Raw genomic sequence first — 15,132 nt, forward strand, 5'->3', positions numbered from 1 at the left:
AAATGCGTTTTGATATCGATAAATGGATTTTAAATAATATAATGTTACTTTAACTTACTTGTAACTATATCATTAAGTACTTCATGTGTAACAGGTTTGTTTTTTAGTGCTATAAAAACATTCTTTTCTTCCGCTAGTTTAAGAATGTCATTTTCCAGTGACTGATGTTCACTAATTAATAAAACAATACTACAGTTACAGGTAGGTAGGTGATGGTTTTGCTCAATGTATTCTTCTATAAAATCCCAACCACTCATGCCGGGCATATTTATATCTAAAAGAATAACATCAGGCTTTAAGTTAGTGTTAGTATTTAAATAAGTTAAAGCTTCTTCTCCGGATTCTTTAACTACAATTGTGTCTGCTGCATCATTTTTTTTAATAATCCTTTCATGAAAAAAATTATCAACTTTATTATCATCAATAAGCATTATGCATTTAAGTCGCTTCATTTTCTTTCTCCAAATTATAATTTCTTCCCTATTCTGCCACTTAATGCTAATTTAAGTAGTGTGGTTGCAGCATCTAACTTTTTTATATAATATATCATTTCTATAAATAAACTAAAGTATAGTAATAGCTACGTATATATAGTTTAATCAGATTTATTATTTATATAAATTTAATGGGGGTAGAATAAAATGTATAGTTAGTTGTGTATTTATATTGTTTATTCTCTGTGATAAAATAACAAAAAAAGTTATTTAGAAACAAAATAAAAATTGAATATGTGATTGCAGGTTGTAAAATGCCAGTTTGTCATATTATACCTGTCATAATATTAATTTTTAGCTAATGGCATAGTCATTGACAATTATAAAGCGAGATTTAAAAAAATAAAAACCAAATTTAGAAAATAAAACTATTAAGCAAATGAGTAAAATAATCGGAATTGACTTAGGAACAACTAACTCGTGTGTAGCCGTAATGGAAGGTGGTGAGCCGGTAGTTATTTCTAATGCTGAAGGTAAAAGAACAACCCCATCAGTAATTGCTTTTGTTGATGGTGGAGAGATAAAAGTTGGAGATCCTGCAAAAAGGCAAGCGGTAACTAACCCACACAAAACAATATCTTCTATTAAGCGTTTTATGGGGAATAAATTCTCTGAAAGTACTAAAGAAGTAAAAAATGTACCTTATAAGGTAGTAAACGGAGATAATGATACTCCCAGAGTTGATATTGATGGTCGTCTTTACACTCCACAAGAGCTTTCTGCAATGACACTTCAAAAAATGAAGAAAACTGCAGAAGACTACTTAGGACAAACAGTAACTGAAGCTGTAATTACAGTACCGGCTTATTTTAATGACTCTCAACGTCAGGCTACCAAAGAAGCAGGAGAAATTGCAGGTTTAAAAGTAAGAAGAATTATAAACGAACCAACTGCTGCTGCATTGGCATACGGACTTGATAAATCAGGTAAAGACCAAAAAATTGCAGTATATGACCTTGGTGGTGGTACATTTGATATCTCTATTCTTGAATTAGGTGACGGAGTATTTGAAGTACTTTCTACAAACGGTGATACACACCTTGGTGGTGATGATTTTGACCAAGTAATCATTGACTGGTTAGCAGATGAGTTTAATAAAGAAGAGAGTGTAGATTTACGTAACGATGCTATGGCATTACAGCGTTTAAAAGAAGCAGCTGAAAAAGCAAAAGTAGAGCTTTCATCATCTACACAAACAGAAATAAACTTACCATATATTACTGCTACATCATCAGGACCTAAGCACTTAGTAAAAACGTTATCACGCTCTAAATTTGAGCAACTTGCAGAGGATTTAGTAAAACGTTCTATGCTACCATGCGAAAAAGCACTTAAAGATGCAGGTTTAAAAATATCTGATATTGATGAAGTAATCTTAGTAGGTGGTTCTACACGTATACCAAGAATACAGGAAGAGGTAGAAAAATTCTTCGGTAAAAAACCATCAAAAGGAGTGAACCCTGATGAGGTTGTTGCTATTGGTGCAGCAATACAAGGTGGTGTACTTACAGGAGATGTAAAAGATGTATTACTTCTTGATGTTACTCCACTATCATTAGGTATCGAAACTATGGGTGGTGTAATGACTAAGCTAATAGAAGCTAACACTACTATACCTACTAAAAAATCTCAGGTATTCTCTACAGCAGCAGATAACCAGCCATCAGTAGAAATACATGTACTTCAAGGTGAAAGACCAATGGCACAGGATAACAAAACTATCGGTCGTTTCCACTTAGACGGTATTCCACCGGCACAAAGAGGTGTACCGCAAATTGAAGTAAGCTTTGATATTGATGCTAACGGTATTATAAAAGTATCAGCTACTGATAAAGGTACAGGTAAATCACACGATATTCGTATAGAGGCTTCTTCAGGATTAACTCAGGAAGAAATCGAAAGAATGCGTAGTGAAGCTGAAGCTAATGCAGAGGCAGATAAAGCGGCTAAAGAAAAAGTAGATAAGCTAAACGAAGCTGATGCTATGATTTTCCAAACTGAAAAGCAACTTTCAGAATTTGGAGATAAACTATCAGATGCTAACAAGCAACCAATAGAAGCAGCACTTGAAGAGCTTAAAAAAGCGTATGAAACTAAAGATGTAGCTACTATACAACCTGCTCTTGATAAAATCAATGAAGCATGGAAAAACGCTTCAGAAGAAATGTACAAAGCCCAGGCAGAAGCTCAAGGAGCAGGAGGTGCAGAACAAGCACAACAGCAAGGTGAGTCACAAGCAGGAGGCGATGACGAAGTACAAGATGTAGATTTTGAAGAAGTGAAATAACCTTTTAGATATAAAATATATTCTTTATAAGAAGCCCCCTATGTATAGGAGGCTTCTTGTTTTTTTATAAAAAGGTTATTTTATATTTAAAAAATGTTTTTATTTGTATTTCACTAATCAATTAAAATATGAAGAGATTTTTTTATGCTATTACGTTAGCATTTTTTGTTGCATTTGCTACATCGTGTAGCAGTGATGATAGTAGTGCGGTTACTAACAATGATACCGAAGCTACTATTACAGCAATTATTAACGGAGAAGAATGGACAGGTACAGTTACAAGTTCAACATTACTTAAGGTTTCATCTATGGGGCTTCAAAGATTTGATATCACAGCTGAAGATGGCGAGCAAAGAATACAGTTGGCTTGTGAAAGTGAAATACAAGTAGGAATGCCTTTAATTACCTATACTTTCGATGAAGAATCTATGGATACAAATGCTATATTTACAAATAGCTATCTTTTAGGCGGGAACTCGTATATGGAGCACTTTGTAAGTACAGGAGAAATGACTTTCACAGCTTTTGATGCAGAAAATGGCAAGGCATCGGGAACTTTTAGTTTTACAGCATATAAAGTTGGTACACTTCAAGACCAAATAGTAACTCCGGAGGATGTAACAATTACAAATGGAGTTTTTACAAACGTTTCTTATACTCTATATGAACAATAGAAATAAAGTAAATAAAAAAGCCCCGCAATTGCGGGGCTTTTTTATTTAGTATTATTATTTTAAATTTATCTGAACCAGCTACCTATTTTGTGAAATATTCTACCGAAGAATGTTCTTTTGTAAACAATAGTGCCTATTTGGTATATATCAATATCTGATTCCAGTATAACTTCTTGTTTCTCATATTCGTGCTTAGTTTCTGCAATAAATGAATGAGTAGTAAAGCCTACAAATGAAGTTTTAATTGTATCACTTATTTTAGCATTTATTGTAAACTCTCCGTCAATATTTGTTTCAATTGTATCTTTTGATGTAGTATTTGTTACTGTAGCTCCTGGTATAACCCCTAATTTATCTTTTACTAAACCACTTATTTTTATTGTTTCAATAGAGCTGGGAGTTAATGTATCTTTTGCAGGCGGTATTATATTCTCGCTATCAGTTTTATTTTGTTCAATTTTTACTTCAATTTCTTGCGATAATACTTCATTACTGCCTAAACTAAAAAAAGCTATTATACTTGCAGTTGCTGCTACCCAAAACTTATTTTTTTCTTTCGGAATAACTAAATCCCTGTCTAACTGATCAATTCTCAAACGTCCGCAGGCATTTTTTTCATTTCTTAAAATAGAAGTAATTTCCCTGTCAGATGAATTAGTGAAATCATATACCTTTTGCTGGCAGGAAGCACAAAAACGCCCCTTTTCAACAGGAGTCATGTTTTTCCAGTTTTCATGACAAGGTTTAGGTATTGATATTTTTATTGGCTTGGACATAAGCCAAATATAATAATTTTAAAAAAAGTGTTATGATGTTTTAAACTCAGATATTAAAAGTTTTCCTGTAAGAACAGAATTGTTTTCCCGAATACTTCCTGCATAATCTCAAAGTTCCAATCTGCATGTCCGCCATCAGGGTAAAAGTTAAATTCATTATATACCCCTGAGTTATTCAGGCTTTCTTGTAATAATCCGCCTTGCGTAGCAGGTACTAAAGGATCCTGACCTCCATAAAAAGAAAGGGTAGGAGGTGACTGTGCTGTAATATACGCTACAGGGTTAACTTCGGCAATTTGTTCACTGGTAGGAGTGGCTGTACCTGTTAAAGTTAATGCTGCTTGTGAGTATAATGGGTGAGTAGTATAGTTAGGATCAGTAAAGTCAGCAGGACCAACTATATCTACTACTGCTTTTACATCGTGGTCTGTATCATGCTTATAACTGTACAGCATAGAAAGGTGAGCTCCTGCACTTACCCCTATAAGAGCATAATCATCAGAGATATGATAATCACTATCTTCCAGAAAAGTAAACATTTGCTCAATATCGTTTATCTGCATTGGGTATGCAGGGCTTTCATCGTCTGCTAACCTGTAGTTAATATTTACAATAGCGTAATCAGGAAATGATGATTGTATAGTAGGAATTAAGAAACTCATATCCTGTTTGCTTCCTGCAACCCACGAGCCTCCGTGAATTAATACAATAACCTTAGTGCTTTCTTCATTACGTCCTTCGGGTAAATACACATCTATTGTCTGTTGTGTATCGCTACCGTAGGCAACATTTAAAATTTCTTGGGAAGTTAATGGAGCTTCAATAGTGTTATCATCATCGGAACTACACCCGAATACCAAGAATAAAAATAGTAGCGGTAATAAAGAAATTTTTTTCATAGTAATCTCAGTTTTTAAATTATTTTTTTAATCACCCTGAGCTTATGCGTATGTCTGCGTTGTTCTGCATTGTAAATTCCTAAATGGTCTAAACGGTCTATACGTACTTTACCATGCCCATGGATGATGTAATTATCATCCATAATTATACCAACATGTATAATTTCACCGTCTTTATTGTCAAAAAAGGCTAAATCGCCCGGCTCACTTTCCTCTATAAAGCTAAGTGCTTCACCTTGTTTCGCCTGTTGAGAGGCATCACGTAGTAGCTTATAACCATTCAGTTTATACACCATTTGTGTAAAGCCTGAGCAGTCTATACCAAAAGGTGTTTTGCCTCCCCATAAATAAGGAGCGTTAAGATACATAAAAGCAGTACGAAGTAAATTTTGTTTGCCTGTTATTCCTGTAGTGCGTAAACCTTCGAAAGTAAAGTTCTCTATATTTATTTCAGAATGGTCTAAGAAGGATAATGAAGCGCCGATAGGTATTGGTAAAAGCTGATTACTTGGTGTAGTAACATATTCTATAAGGTCAGCATTAAGTACGTCAGGAGCAGTACTTAAATGGTTATAATGTGCCTCCGATATGGTTCTGTACTGCTTATTGTCAATCCAGCCCGTATAATTATCATAAGCCAGTGCTATGCGCGACCATTTTTTGTTTTGTTCCAGCACTTTAAAATGTTCACCGAACAAAACTTGCGATGTCATTTCGCTTCGGTCGTTCGCTTCAAGGCGAAGGGGTACAATAGCCAAGTTACAAATACCAAAAATCATCTGTTATGTTGCTTCTTTTTACGTTCTCCTTTTTACTAAAAGTAAAGCCAAAAAAATGGCGTTGCTTTGTCCAAAACCACAAATATAGCAGTTAATTCCTAAGCAACGCCAAATGTTATGTTTGTTTTAGCTAATATATGGCTAAAAAAACATTCAATATTGAGTTTAAACTCTTTCTATAACAATTGCCGAAGCACCACCACCACCATTACAAATAGCAGCAGCACCAACTTTAGCATTGTTTTGCTCCAGTACATTTAATAGTGTAACTATAATTCTTGCACCTGAACATCCCAGTGGGTGACCTAACGATACAGCACCACCATTTACGTTTACTTTAGCAGCATCAAGACCTAATATTTTTGTATTAGCAATACCTACTACAGAGAATGCTTCGTTAAATTCGAAGAAATCTACATCATCTTTGCTCATACCTGCTTTATCTAAAGCTTTTGGTAACGCTTTTGCCGGTGATGTTGTAAACCATTTTGGTTCTTGTTCCGCATCAGCATATGATTTTATGTATGCTAATGGTTTTAATCCTAATTCGTTTGCTTTTTCTTCGCTCATTAAAACTAATGCAGCAGCACCGTCATTAATAGTAGAAGCATTTGCAGCAGTAACTGTACCTTCTTTACTAAAAGCAGCTCTAAGTGAAGTTACTTTTTCCAGTTTAACATTAATATACTCCTCATCTTTATTAACAACAACAGGTTCTCCGCGACGTTGTGGTACTTCTACAGGTACAACTTCATTATCAAATTTACCTGCATCCCATGCAGCAGCAGAGCGCTTGTATGATTCTATAGCAAATTCATCCTGCTCCTCACGAGATATTTTATATTCAGTAGCACAAAGGTCTGCACACACTCCCATTGCATTATTATCATAAGCATCAGTAAGACCGTCTTTTTGTAAACCGTCAACCATAGTAACAGGACCAAACTTGCTACCTGTTCTCATAGGTACATAGTGCGGTATAAGGCTCATGTTTTCCATACCACCTGCAACTACAATATCAGCATCGCCACACATAATGCTTTGCGCACCTTGTGTAACTGCTTTCATACCCGATGCACATACTTTATTTACAGTAGTAGCAACAACACTATCAGGCAAACCTGCATGTTTTGATGCCTGTCTTGCCGGAGCTTGCCCAACATTTGCCTGTACAACATTACCCATAAGAACTTCATCTACAAGGTTGCCGTCAAGGTTTATTTTGTTTAATGCGCCTTTAATTGCAGCAGCTCCAAGGTGAGATGCTGGTACAGTTGATAATGCTCCCATGAAGCTACCGATAGGGGTACGTGCTGCCGAAACAATCACTACTTTTTTATTGCTCATTATATTATGTTGTTTTTATTTATTTACGTTACGAAATTAATGATTTTAAACGCCTATAAAAATAAATTATTTAAAATAATAAGGCAAATAAATTGATTTTTTGTGAATGATTGAAGATTGTTGCGGTAATTGTAGTAAAAATAGTTACCGTTATCATACATTTACTGTATAATAAATGAGAAGAAAAAGGTGGGAGTGGACTACGTTAAATAAAAACAATATTATTTACACCCATCTTTTTTTGGATGTAAAGTTAAGATTAAGTAATTCAAGTAAAAAGAGGTGTTTTTATACGCATTTATTAGTTACAGTCGCAAGTTCGGCACAAACCGTTTAAAAAGTCAACATAGTGCCTTACATAGCTTTTGTAAATAAGAGTTATTTCGTTTTTGCGTTCGGGTATAGTTTGTTTTGCTGAATTGGCAATAAGCTCAATAGCATTAGAAAAATTGATTGCAAAAATACTTATTTGCTCAATATCTTTTTTAAAAATAACACTAGATTGTGCCAGCATCTGAAACTTCTTTTCTTCGCTTTTGCACCGGCTTATATAAGCTCGTATCGGTTGGGCAGGTATGTTTTTCATTATAATAGGGAGTTTATAATAGAAAAATAAACATCTAAACAGTATGTTAAATTAATTGTTTATTATTAAAAAAACAAACAAATAGTGAAAATTTTTTAATTTTTATTGTTTATATATGCTTTTTTAATAATAGAAGTAAACTGTAAAATGTTGGTATTGAGTTGTTTTATACCTGAATTTCCCGAAAAATAATTTTTTTAGATGTTTTTAATTTTACTTTAGAGAAGTAATTGTTAGTTGTTGAATTTATCTAATTCAATACGTATAGAACTTGGTGTGAGGAATTTATCTTATTTTAGCGAGTACTTGGTTTACACGATTTGATACACTGCCACTAACTTCAATTGTTTCTATGTCAAAACTCCATATCCAGTCATTAAGTAATTCATTAACAGTATCTCTAAGTTCAGACATGTCTGCTTGATGTTTAGGAATCAAATCAGGCTCTTCTACAGGCATAAATACAAGTAAATCAATTTCGGTGAAGGCCTCTTCTGCTGTTTTGAATAGTTCCTGAATATTCTTTTCAGGTTCAACTGCATGGAGGTAAGCAAGAATATCAATAATACATCTGTCAAATAGTATATTATCTTCATCTTTAGATACTAATTTAAGAGAGTAGTTAAACTGTTCCAGAAAGTCTTCGCCGATAGGAGGAGATGAGAATTCATACCCTGATGCTTCCAGTTGCAGATATGGTTCTGTTTCCAGTGTATAGCCGGTAAGTTTTTCCATTAGTTCTTCTGCTAATGTTGTTTTACCTACTTGGTGAGCACCAATTATTGCAATTCTCATTTTTTAGCTTGTGTTGGAATATTTTAAAAACAAAAAAGCCACTTAAAAAAGTGGCTTTTGTGTGATTGCGCCAGGATTCGAACCTGGGACCGCCTGCTTAGAAGGCAGGTGCTCTATCCAGCTGAGCTACGCAACCATAAATCCTAGGGATTTTTCAATTTTTATGTCGGGGTGGCAGGATTCGAACCTGCGGCCTCCTGCTCCCAAAGCAGGCGCGATAACCGGGCTACGCTACACCCCGAAGAGCGGAGAGACAGGGACTCGAACCCTGGCGACGGTTGCCCGTCGACAGATTAGCAATCTGCTCCGTTACCACTCCGGCACCTCTCCGTGCAATTGCAAAAAGTGTAAAACTTATTGCTTTTTTGCGGTTGCAAATGTAACTTATTTATTCGGTTTTTTGCAACTATTTTTAAATGTTTTTTTGATTTTTTTACAACATTAAATTAAAGTAGTTAACACTCAATGAACTACAGAGGCGATAAAAGTACAATTATTTTATACAGTTAAGGTAATTTATAAAGTATTTGTTAGGGAAATACTTTTCTTTTATGGTTTCGCTTTCTATTTCATTTCGTATAGGGTAGTCTACAGTATCGGTTGTATATCTTACCCGAATATAGGTTATAGAGCTTTTTTCTAATTCTTCAAGTGAACCTTTTGTAAATAAAAACGTCCCTGAAAGTACTCTCATATTTTTCTTATCATCAGGATTGTATACTAAAGTAGCGCATTGTTGTTGTGTGGCACTAATAAGCGTTATTATTTTACCGTTGGTAAGCTGTATGTATATTTTGCTGGTATTGTCAAAACAGTACAGCTCAGGAAAACCTGTGCTTTTAGATAGTATTTTAAAGTTTAACAGAGGAGTACCTCCATTATTGGTAAGGGAAAAAAATATGTATTGTGAGTTTCCGCCAAATATTTTTTCATACATCATGTATTCCTTCGTTCCTTTAACTTCAATACCTTCTTCAGTTTTTTGGTTAAAGCTGTAATCACAATCTTGTTGTGCATTAGCAAAACTTATTGTTAACAGAGAAAGTAGTAAAAATAAATTCTTCATTTACCTAAATTTTGCTGCAAAGTAATACAATTTTATCATTATTAATATTGGTGGTAAAGAAAGCGTATATATCACCTCCATCTTTTATTTTCCACTTCTTTTTTATTTCATTTACGTTGAGTGGAAAATTACGGGTACTTACATTCATTTTTTTACCTTCAAGTTGCTTTTTTACCTCTGGTTTAGTGTAGGGTATGGTTTTATTAATAATAAACCTTCTGCCTGAAAAATTAATTAGTTTTTCAGCAGTATATAAATGGGTATGGGTGTGTAATTTATCAATTTCGTAATGAGTACTGACGGCATTAAAAGCCCCCGTTTTCATTACGGCACTGTTAGGCTCATATAAATACCTTTTAGGCATTGAAAGGGTCGCATTCGCATCGTTTTGCCATTGTGTACAAAAGTTGTCAATGCCTTCTTTAGTTATATTTACAGCCTCTATAAGCGGAGTACCTTTAAAGTCTTTGTTTAATACCCACAGGAGTTCTTTTACTTCATTGTTAATAGCTATAATGTGTATAGCCTCTACCGAATGTAATTCGTTAAGTCCTGCCGAAATATCGAGCAACGGGGCTGTTTTAATGAGTATGTTCTGGGTGTATCTGAAGTAGAAGTCTAAAAGTTCAGGAACATTAGGTAAACAGTCTTTTAAAAGGAATACTTTGCCTTTTACATCACTTCTCCGTGAGGGGTCTATATACATCCAATCGAACTGCCTGTTTAGCAGTTCCAAAGTATTAGTACTATCTCCGGGAACACACTCAATGCTATCGCTTTTATCTAATACTTTAAAGTTATGTGCCGCAATAGCAGATAATTCTAAATTCAGTTCGCAGTGGGTAACTTTATTTATGTTTTCAGAAAAGTAATAATCGTCTATACCAAGTCCTCCTGTAATATCAATAAGGCTTTCGCCTGATACAAGTGCTGCTTTATATTTGGCAGCAACTTCTGATGAGGTTTGTTCTATAGATATTTTTGCAGGGTAAATAATACCATCGGTAGTGTACCATGTAGGTAGCTTATCTTTAGCCTTTTGCCTTGCTGCAATTTGATTTATAACCTCTTTCCATTCTAAATAAGGAAAAGGATTTTTTTGCAGTGCAAGCTGTGTAACAGGCTGATTGATATTCTCTTTAATAAAACGCTGTACTTCCGGTTCCAGTAACTTCGGATTCAAAATTTACAAGTCTTTAGTTAGCATTTTTACTACTTTGTTGCCCGGGAAAAATTCCTTAGCTACTACTTTAATAATGGTGTATAACGGTACTGCGATAATCATTCCCAGTATTCCGAATACAAAACCACTGGCAAGTATTACAAGGAAAATTTCAAGTGGGTGGGAGTTAACACTGTTTGAGAATATTAAAGGTGCGCTAACATTATTATCTATTACCTGTGCTATACTGTAACCTATAACAACATACAGGGTAGTGGTTAACATTTCCCCTTGTGTTTCAGGTCCCATAAGCCCCAGCATGGTAAGTACTATTACCAGTATGGTAGCAATTAGTGGTCCTACGTATGGAATTATATTTAAAAATGCAGTTATAAAAGCTATAATAAAGGCATTTTGTACACCGAATATTAAAAGTACTATAAGGTATAGTATAAACAATATCGTCATTTGCAGTATAAGCCCTATAAAGTATCGACTTAATAAATAGTCTATTTTACGTAGTGAACTTAATATTTTTTCTTCGTGAGCATCGGGCAATATCTTACGAAACCCTTTGTCCATAATTTTACGGTCTTTTAAAAAGAAGAACGTTATAAATAGCACGGATGCAAACCCAATACCGAAACCACTAAGTACACCAAGTAATGAATTAATAAACTCCGGTATAAAATTGAAGTTTAATTTAGATGTTAGCTCTGATTCATTGATAAGTTTTTCGGTATCAATATCATGCTGGCTTAAATAGCCGTTTACCTGGTTAATGAGGTTGATAAAGTCTTGTTCTAATTTTGCGGTATCGAGCAGTGACAGATTTTCACTTTGTGAAATAATCAAAGGAACGAACAACATTATAAAACCTGCCATAAGGCATATAAAAAAGAATAACGTAGTTATTACCGCAGCTATATGAGGGAACTTAAGTTTACGTTTTAAAAATTTTACGATAGGGCTTGCTATCATAGCTACAATTATAGCTATAAACAGGTAAATTATAACTGCCTGTATTTTATACAGGAACATTAAAAGTATATAAATACCCAAAGCGATACCTAGTGCCCGAAGGATACCGTTAGCTATAATTTTTGATGAAATCATTTTGTATAATTTAATAGCAAAAAATAATAATGCTAAGATACTCTTTTTATGTGATTATGAAATTTTGTTTGTGATTTCATAAAGCGCTATTCCTACAGCATTTACCACATTCATACTGCTGTTTTTGCCATACATGGTAATATGTGCTGTTTGGTTAGCCAGTTTTAAAAGCACTTCGGAAATACCATTTACTTCTCCTCCTGCAATTACAACAACAGGTTTGTTTCTATTTAAAGAAATATCTTTTAACGGTTTACTTTTATCAGTAATTTCAAGAGCTATAATTTCTGAATTGTCTTTTGCTCCTTGAAGCAGTGTTATAGCCTCTTCTAATTTTGCAACCTGATGCGGTACTTGCAAATGTGTAGCCCGAGAGGTACGGTTTATTTTACGCGGAGTTAAGGCTATGTTTTCGCCAACAAAAATTACTTTAGCTACCCCAAACGCTTCACAAATACGGAATACAGAACCTATATTGGGTTGGTAGGTTATACCGTCGCAAAGTAAGGTTATCGGGAATTTTTGTTCAGTAAAAAAAGTTTCTTCGTGGGTTAATTGCTGTTGCATTAGTTGGTAAAAGCATAATTAACAATATTAGCACCCATTTTTAGTGCTTTTTCACGAACTTCTTTAGGGTCGTTGTGTACTTCTTCATCTTCCCAACCGTCACCTAAGTCGCTTTCCAAAGTATAAAGCAGTACTAGCCTACCTTCTACAAAAATACCCCATGCCTGTGGTGTTTTGTTGTCGTGTTCGTGTATTTTAGGCAACCCTTTTGAGAATACATAAGGACCTTTAAAAATTTCATGGTCGGCGGGAACTAATACCAGTTGATTGTCAGGGAACAGCTTTTGTATTTCCTTTCGGATGTACTTATCCATACCATAGTTGTCATCTATGTGTAAAAAACCACCTGAGTTGAGGTAGTTCCGCAGGTTAACCACATCATTATCGCTGAAAACTACATTTCCGTGCCCTGTCATGTGTACAAAAGGGTATGAGAATAAGTCAGGGCTGCCTGCTTCAACTGTTGCTATTGCACTGTTTATTTTGGTATTGATATTTTGATTGCAAAACTTCGCTAAGTTAGGTAATGAAGTAGGGTTACCGTACCAGTCGCCACCACCGGAATATTTTAGTACTGCTATTTCCTGTGCCATAAGCAAAGCAGGAGCCAGTAAAAGTATATAGAATAGTTTTTTCATAGTAATATTTGAATAGTTGTAAATATAAGTAATTATTTGGGTTAAGATCGCTTCGTACCTCGCGATGACATGGTAGCCTAAAACCCTATTATGTTTATTTGTCATTGCGAGGAGGAACGACGTGGCAATCTTGTCTTATTACTCATTAACAAAAGCAACACTATGCGTAGCTACTATAGCAGCAGTTTCGGTACGCAGGCGGGTGTTACCCAGTGAAACAGGAATATACTTTTGCTGTAATGCCTGTTCTATTTCAGCAGGAGAAAAATCACCTTCAGGACCTATAAGAATTGTTATTTTTTGCTGTGGCTGTATTTCGTTTTTAAGCAGTTTTTTATCTGTTTCTTCGCAATGTGCTATAAATAATTGTCCGTCTCTTTCAGTACTCATAAAGTCTTTAAAAGAAACAGGCTCGTTTAATATAGGTAAATGGTATTGCAAAGACTGTTTCATGGCACTTTGTACAATTTTATTAAAACGTTCTGTTTTAAAAACGGTACGCTCGCTATGTTCACAGATGATAGGGGTTATTTCGCTAATACCTATTTCGGTTGCCTTTTCTAAAAACCACTCGTAGCGGTCGTTCATTTTGGTAGGTGCTACTGCCAAATGTAAGTAATAAGGTAGTGCAGCATGTGTTGCAGTATCAGTAATGCTAACGGTACATTTTTTATCGGCTGCAAAAATAATTTCGGCAGTGAAAAGGTCGCCCTTACCATTAGTTAACTGAATAACATCTCCCTCTTTTTTACGCAGTACTTTTACAATATGTCGGCTTTCATCCTTATCAAAAGTAAATTCAGATGTTTCCGTGTTTATATCAGCATTATAGAATAGTTGCATATTATAAAGAAATTCGCGCTTTAGAGGTTACTGTAACATCGTTAAATGTGCCTTCCAAGTATTTATGGTAGCCCACAATACCAATCATTGCAGCATTATCGGTTGTATATTCAAATTTAGGAATAAAACTTTTCCAGCCATACTTTTTCTCTGCTTCTTTTAGTGTATTCCTGATACCACTGTTTGCAGAAACCCCTCCGCCAATAGCTACCTGATTAATACCTGTTTCTTTAACAGCTGCTTTAAGTTTATCCATCAAAATATTGATGATGGTATATTGTATAGATGCACAAATATCGTTGCGATTTTCTTCTATAAAATCAGGGTTTTCAGCAACTTTTTTCTGTACAAAATAAAGTATCTGAGTTTTCAGTCCGCTAAAGCTAAAGTTTAACCCATCTACTTTTGGTTTAGTAAACGGAAAAGCCTTTGGGTTACCTTCCTGAGCGTATTTATCAATTAAAGGACCTCCGGGGTATGGTAGCCCTAATATTTTAGCACTTTTATCAAAGGCTTCGCCTACGGCATCATCAGTGGTTTCGCCTATAACCTCCATATCAAAATAGCTGTTCACTTTTACTATTTGGGTGTGTCCGCCACTAATAGTCATGGCAAGGAAGGGAAAATCAGGTTTATCAAAACCTTCTTCCTCTATAAAGTGAGCCAAAATATGTGCCTGCATGTGGTTTACGGCTATAAGCGGAATGCCTAAAGCCAATGCCATTGACTTAGCAAATGAGCTGCCAACTAATAGCGACCCCATAAGCCCCGGACCTTGGGTAAATGCTATGGCATTAAGCTCGTTACGGGTAATTCCTGCTTTTTTAAGTGCTACATCAATTACAGGAACTATATTTTGTTGGTGTGCTCTGGAGGCAAGCTCCGGCACAACACCGCCATATTCTTCGTGTACGGACTGGCGGGCTACAATATTAGAAAGTACTTTACCGTTTTTTAATACAGCAGCAGCAGTATCATCGCATGAACTTTCTATGGCTAGTATATATATGGGTTTATCTGTCATTTTAGGGCATGGTATTTGAACAGCAAAAACAAGTGTAGTTATTTTAACAAAAGGCAAATTTACCTACATTTGTTCAAAA

16 protein-coding genes and 3 tRNA genes are annotated in these 15,132 nt (G+C 35.0%); 2 read left to right on the plus strand and 17 right to left on the minus strand.

Features of this window, described 5'->3' with window-relative positions; genetic code table 11:
• Positions 1–44: 44 nt before the first annotated feature.
• Positions 45–452 (minus strand): response regulator, encoded by a 408-nt coding sequence (locus IEW45_RS10910; protein ID WP_308421049.1) that lies wholly within the window; start codon positions 450–452, stop codon positions 45–47.
• A 421-nt stretch (positions 453–873) separates the two neighbouring features.
• Between IEW45_RS10910 and dnaK the strand changes: the two genes are divergently transcribed.
• Both dnaK and IEW45_RS10920 read left to right on the plus strand, forming a co-directional pair.
• Complete coding sequence (dnaK, locus tag IEW45_RS10915; protein ID WP_188621287.1) at positions 874–2,781, plus strand: molecular chaperone DnaK; 1,908 nt, start codon at positions 874–876, stop codon at positions 2,779–2,781.
• A gap of 128 nt (positions 2,782–2,909) precedes the next feature.
• The gene (locus IEW45_RS10920; RefSeq protein WP_188621288.1) at positions 2,910–3,455 is read left to right on the plus strand and encodes a DUF6252 domain-containing protein; all 546 of its coding nucleotides are present in this window, start codon (positions 2,910–2,912) and stop codon (positions 3,453–3,455) included.
• Positions 3,456–3,520: 65 nt separating this feature from the next.
• Here IEW45_RS10920 and IEW45_RS10925 read toward each other — a convergent pair whose 3' ends face one another.
• The 16 genes from IEW45_RS10925 to tsaD form a co-directional block, all read right to left on the minus strand.
• A complete protein-coding gene (locus tag IEW45_RS10925; protein WP_188621289.1) occupies positions 3,521–4,231 on the minus strand; it encodes a carboxypeptidase-like regulatory domain-containing protein in 711 nt (236 codons plus the stop codon).
• A gap of 53 nt (positions 4,232–4,284) precedes the next feature.
• On the minus strand, positions 4,285–5,130 hold the full coding sequence (locus tag IEW45_RS10930; protein ID WP_188621290.1) for an alpha/beta hydrolase: 846 nt from the start codon (positions 5,128–5,130) through the stop codon (positions 4,285–4,287).
• A 14-nt stretch (positions 5,131–5,144) separates the two neighbouring features.
• Positions 5,145–5,906 carry a C40 family peptidase gene (locus IEW45_RS10935; RefSeq protein ID WP_188621369.1) on the minus strand — a complete coding sequence of 254 codons (762 nt, stop codon included), beginning with the start codon at positions 5,904–5,906 and terminating at the stop codon, positions 5,145–5,147.
• A gap of 168 nt (positions 5,907–6,074) precedes the next feature.
• Positions 6,075–7,256, minus strand: a complete 1,182-nt coding sequence (locus IEW45_RS10940; protein ID WP_188621291.1) for an acetyl-CoA C-acyltransferase — start codon at positions 7,254–7,256, stop codon at positions 6,075–6,077.
• Between the two features lie 301 nt (positions 7,257–7,557).
• Positions 7,558–7,842 carry a hypothetical protein gene (locus IEW45_RS10945; RefSeq protein ID WP_188621292.1) on the minus strand — a complete coding sequence of 95 codons (285 nt, stop codon included), beginning with the start codon at positions 7,840–7,842 and terminating at the stop codon, positions 7,558–7,560.
• A gap of 285 nt (positions 7,843–8,127) precedes the next feature.
• Positions 8,128–8,637, minus strand: a complete 510-nt coding sequence (locus IEW45_RS10950; protein ID WP_188621293.1) for an AAA family ATPase — start codon at positions 8,635–8,637, stop codon at positions 8,128–8,130.
• A gap of 62 nt (positions 8,638–8,699) precedes the next feature.
• Positions 8,700–8,773: transfer RNA gene (locus IEW45_RS10955), tRNA-Arg, on the minus strand.
• A gap of 30 nt (positions 8,774–8,803) precedes the next feature.
• Positions 8,804–8,878 (minus strand) — tRNA-Pro (locus tag IEW45_RS10960).
• A 5-nt stretch (positions 8,879–8,883) separates the two neighbouring features.
• Positions 8,884–8,967: transfer RNA gene (locus IEW45_RS10965), tRNA-Ser, on the minus strand.
• Positions 8,968–9,130: 163 nt separating this feature from the next.
• Complete coding sequence (locus tag IEW45_RS10970; protein WP_188621294.1) at positions 9,131–9,703, minus strand: hypothetical protein; 573 nt, start codon at positions 9,701–9,703, stop codon at positions 9,131–9,133.
• Between the two features lie 4 nt (positions 9,704–9,707).
• Positions 9,708–10,886, minus strand: coding sequence for a THUMP-like domain-containing protein (locus IEW45_RS10975; RefSeq protein ID WP_188621295.1), 1,179 nt, complete (start codon positions 10,884–10,886; stop codon positions 9,708–9,710).
• Between the two features lie 3 nt (positions 10,887–10,889).
• Positions 10,890–11,981 carry an AI-2E family transporter gene (locus IEW45_RS10980; RefSeq protein ID WP_188621296.1) on the minus strand — a complete coding sequence of 364 codons (1,092 nt, stop codon included), beginning with the start codon at positions 11,979–11,981 and terminating at the stop codon, positions 10,890–10,892.
• A gap of 54 nt (positions 11,982–12,035) precedes the next feature.
• Positions 12,036–12,548 (minus strand): TrmH family RNA methyltransferase, encoded by a 513-nt coding sequence (locus IEW45_RS10985; RefSeq protein ID WP_188621297.1) that lies wholly within the window; start codon positions 12,546–12,548, stop codon positions 12,036–12,038.
• The gene (locus IEW45_RS10990) at positions 12,548–13,186 is read right to left on the minus strand and encodes a DUF4159 domain-containing protein (RefSeq protein ID WP_188621298.1); all 639 of its coding nucleotides are present in this window, start codon (positions 13,184–13,186) and stop codon (positions 12,548–12,550) included. The genes IEW45_RS10985 and IEW45_RS10990 overlap by 1 nt, the downstream gene beginning before the upstream one ends.
• Positions 13,187–13,324: 138 nt before the next feature.
• Positions 13,325–14,029: a 16S rRNA (uracil(1498)-N(3))-methyltransferase gene (locus IEW45_RS10995; RefSeq protein ID WP_188621299.1), complete on the minus strand. Its 705-nt coding sequence runs from the start codon at positions 14,027–14,029 to the stop codon at positions 13,325–13,327.
• 1 nt (position 14,030) lies between these two features.
• The gene (gene tsaD, locus IEW45_RS11000) at positions 14,031–15,053 is read right to left on the minus strand and encodes a tRNA (adenosine(37)-N6)-threonylcarbamoyltransferase complex transferase subunit TsaD (RefSeq protein WP_188621300.1); all 1,023 of its coding nucleotides are present in this window, start codon (positions 15,051–15,053) and stop codon (positions 14,031–14,033) included.
• Positions 15,054–15,132: the final 79 nt, after the last annotated feature.

The organism is Flavobacterium suaedae (assembly GCF_014642915.1).
GTDB classification, from domain to species: Bacteria; Bacteroidota; Bacteroidia; order Flavobacteriales; family Flavobacteriaceae; genus Flavobacterium; species Flavobacterium suaedae.

Coding starts and splice junctions, on each gene's coding strand:
- IEW45_RS10985 (WP_188621297.1), bottom strand. CDS start 12,548: ATGCAACAGCAATTAACCCACGAAGAAACTTTTTTTACTGAACAAAAA.
- IEW45_RS10925 (WP_188621289.1), bottom strand. CDS start 4,231: ATGTCCAAGCCAATAAAAATATCAATACCTAAACCTTGTCATGAAAAC.
- tsaD (WP_188621300.1), bottom strand. CDS start 15,053: ATGACAGATAAACCCATATATATACTAGCCATAGAAAGTTCATGCGAT.
- dnaK (WP_188621287.1), top strand. CDS start 874: ATGAGTAAAATAATCGGAATTGACTTAGGAACAACTAACTCGTGTGTA.
- IEW45_RS10990 (WP_188621298.1), bottom strand. CDS start 13,186: ATGAAAAAACTATTCTATATACTTTTACTGGCTCCTGCTTTGCTTATG.
- IEW45_RS10945 (WP_188621292.1), bottom strand. CDS start 7,842: ATGAAAAACATACCTGCCCAACCGATACGAGCTTATATAAGCCGGTGC.
- IEW45_RS10950 (WP_188621293.1), bottom strand. CDS start 8,637: ATGAGAATTGCAATAATTGGTGCTCACCAAGTAGGTAAAACAACATTA.
- IEW45_RS10995 (WP_188621299.1), bottom strand. CDS start 14,029: ATGCAACTATTCTATAATGCTGATATAAACACGGAAACATCTGAATTT.
- IEW45_RS10970 (WP_188621294.1), bottom strand. CDS start 9,703: ATGAAGAATTTATTTTTACTACTTTCTCTGTTAACAATAAGTTTTGCT.
- IEW45_RS10930 (WP_188621290.1), bottom strand. CDS start 5,130: ATGAAAAAAATTTCTTTATTACCGCTACTATTTTTATTCTTGGTATTC.
- IEW45_RS10940 (WP_188621291.1), bottom strand. CDS start 7,256: ATGAGCAATAAAAAAGTAGTGATTGTTTCGGCAGCACGTACCCCTATC.
- IEW45_RS10980 (WP_188621296.1), bottom strand. CDS start 11,981: ATGATTTCATCAAAAATTATAGCTAACGGTATCCTTCGGGCACTAGGT.
- IEW45_RS10920 (WP_188621288.1), top strand. CDS start 2,910: ATGAAGAGATTTTTTTATGCTATTACGTTAGCATTTTTTGTTGCATTT.
- IEW45_RS10910 (WP_308421049.1), bottom strand. CDS start 452: ATGAAGCGACTTAAATGCATAATGCTTATTGATGATAATAAAGTTGAT.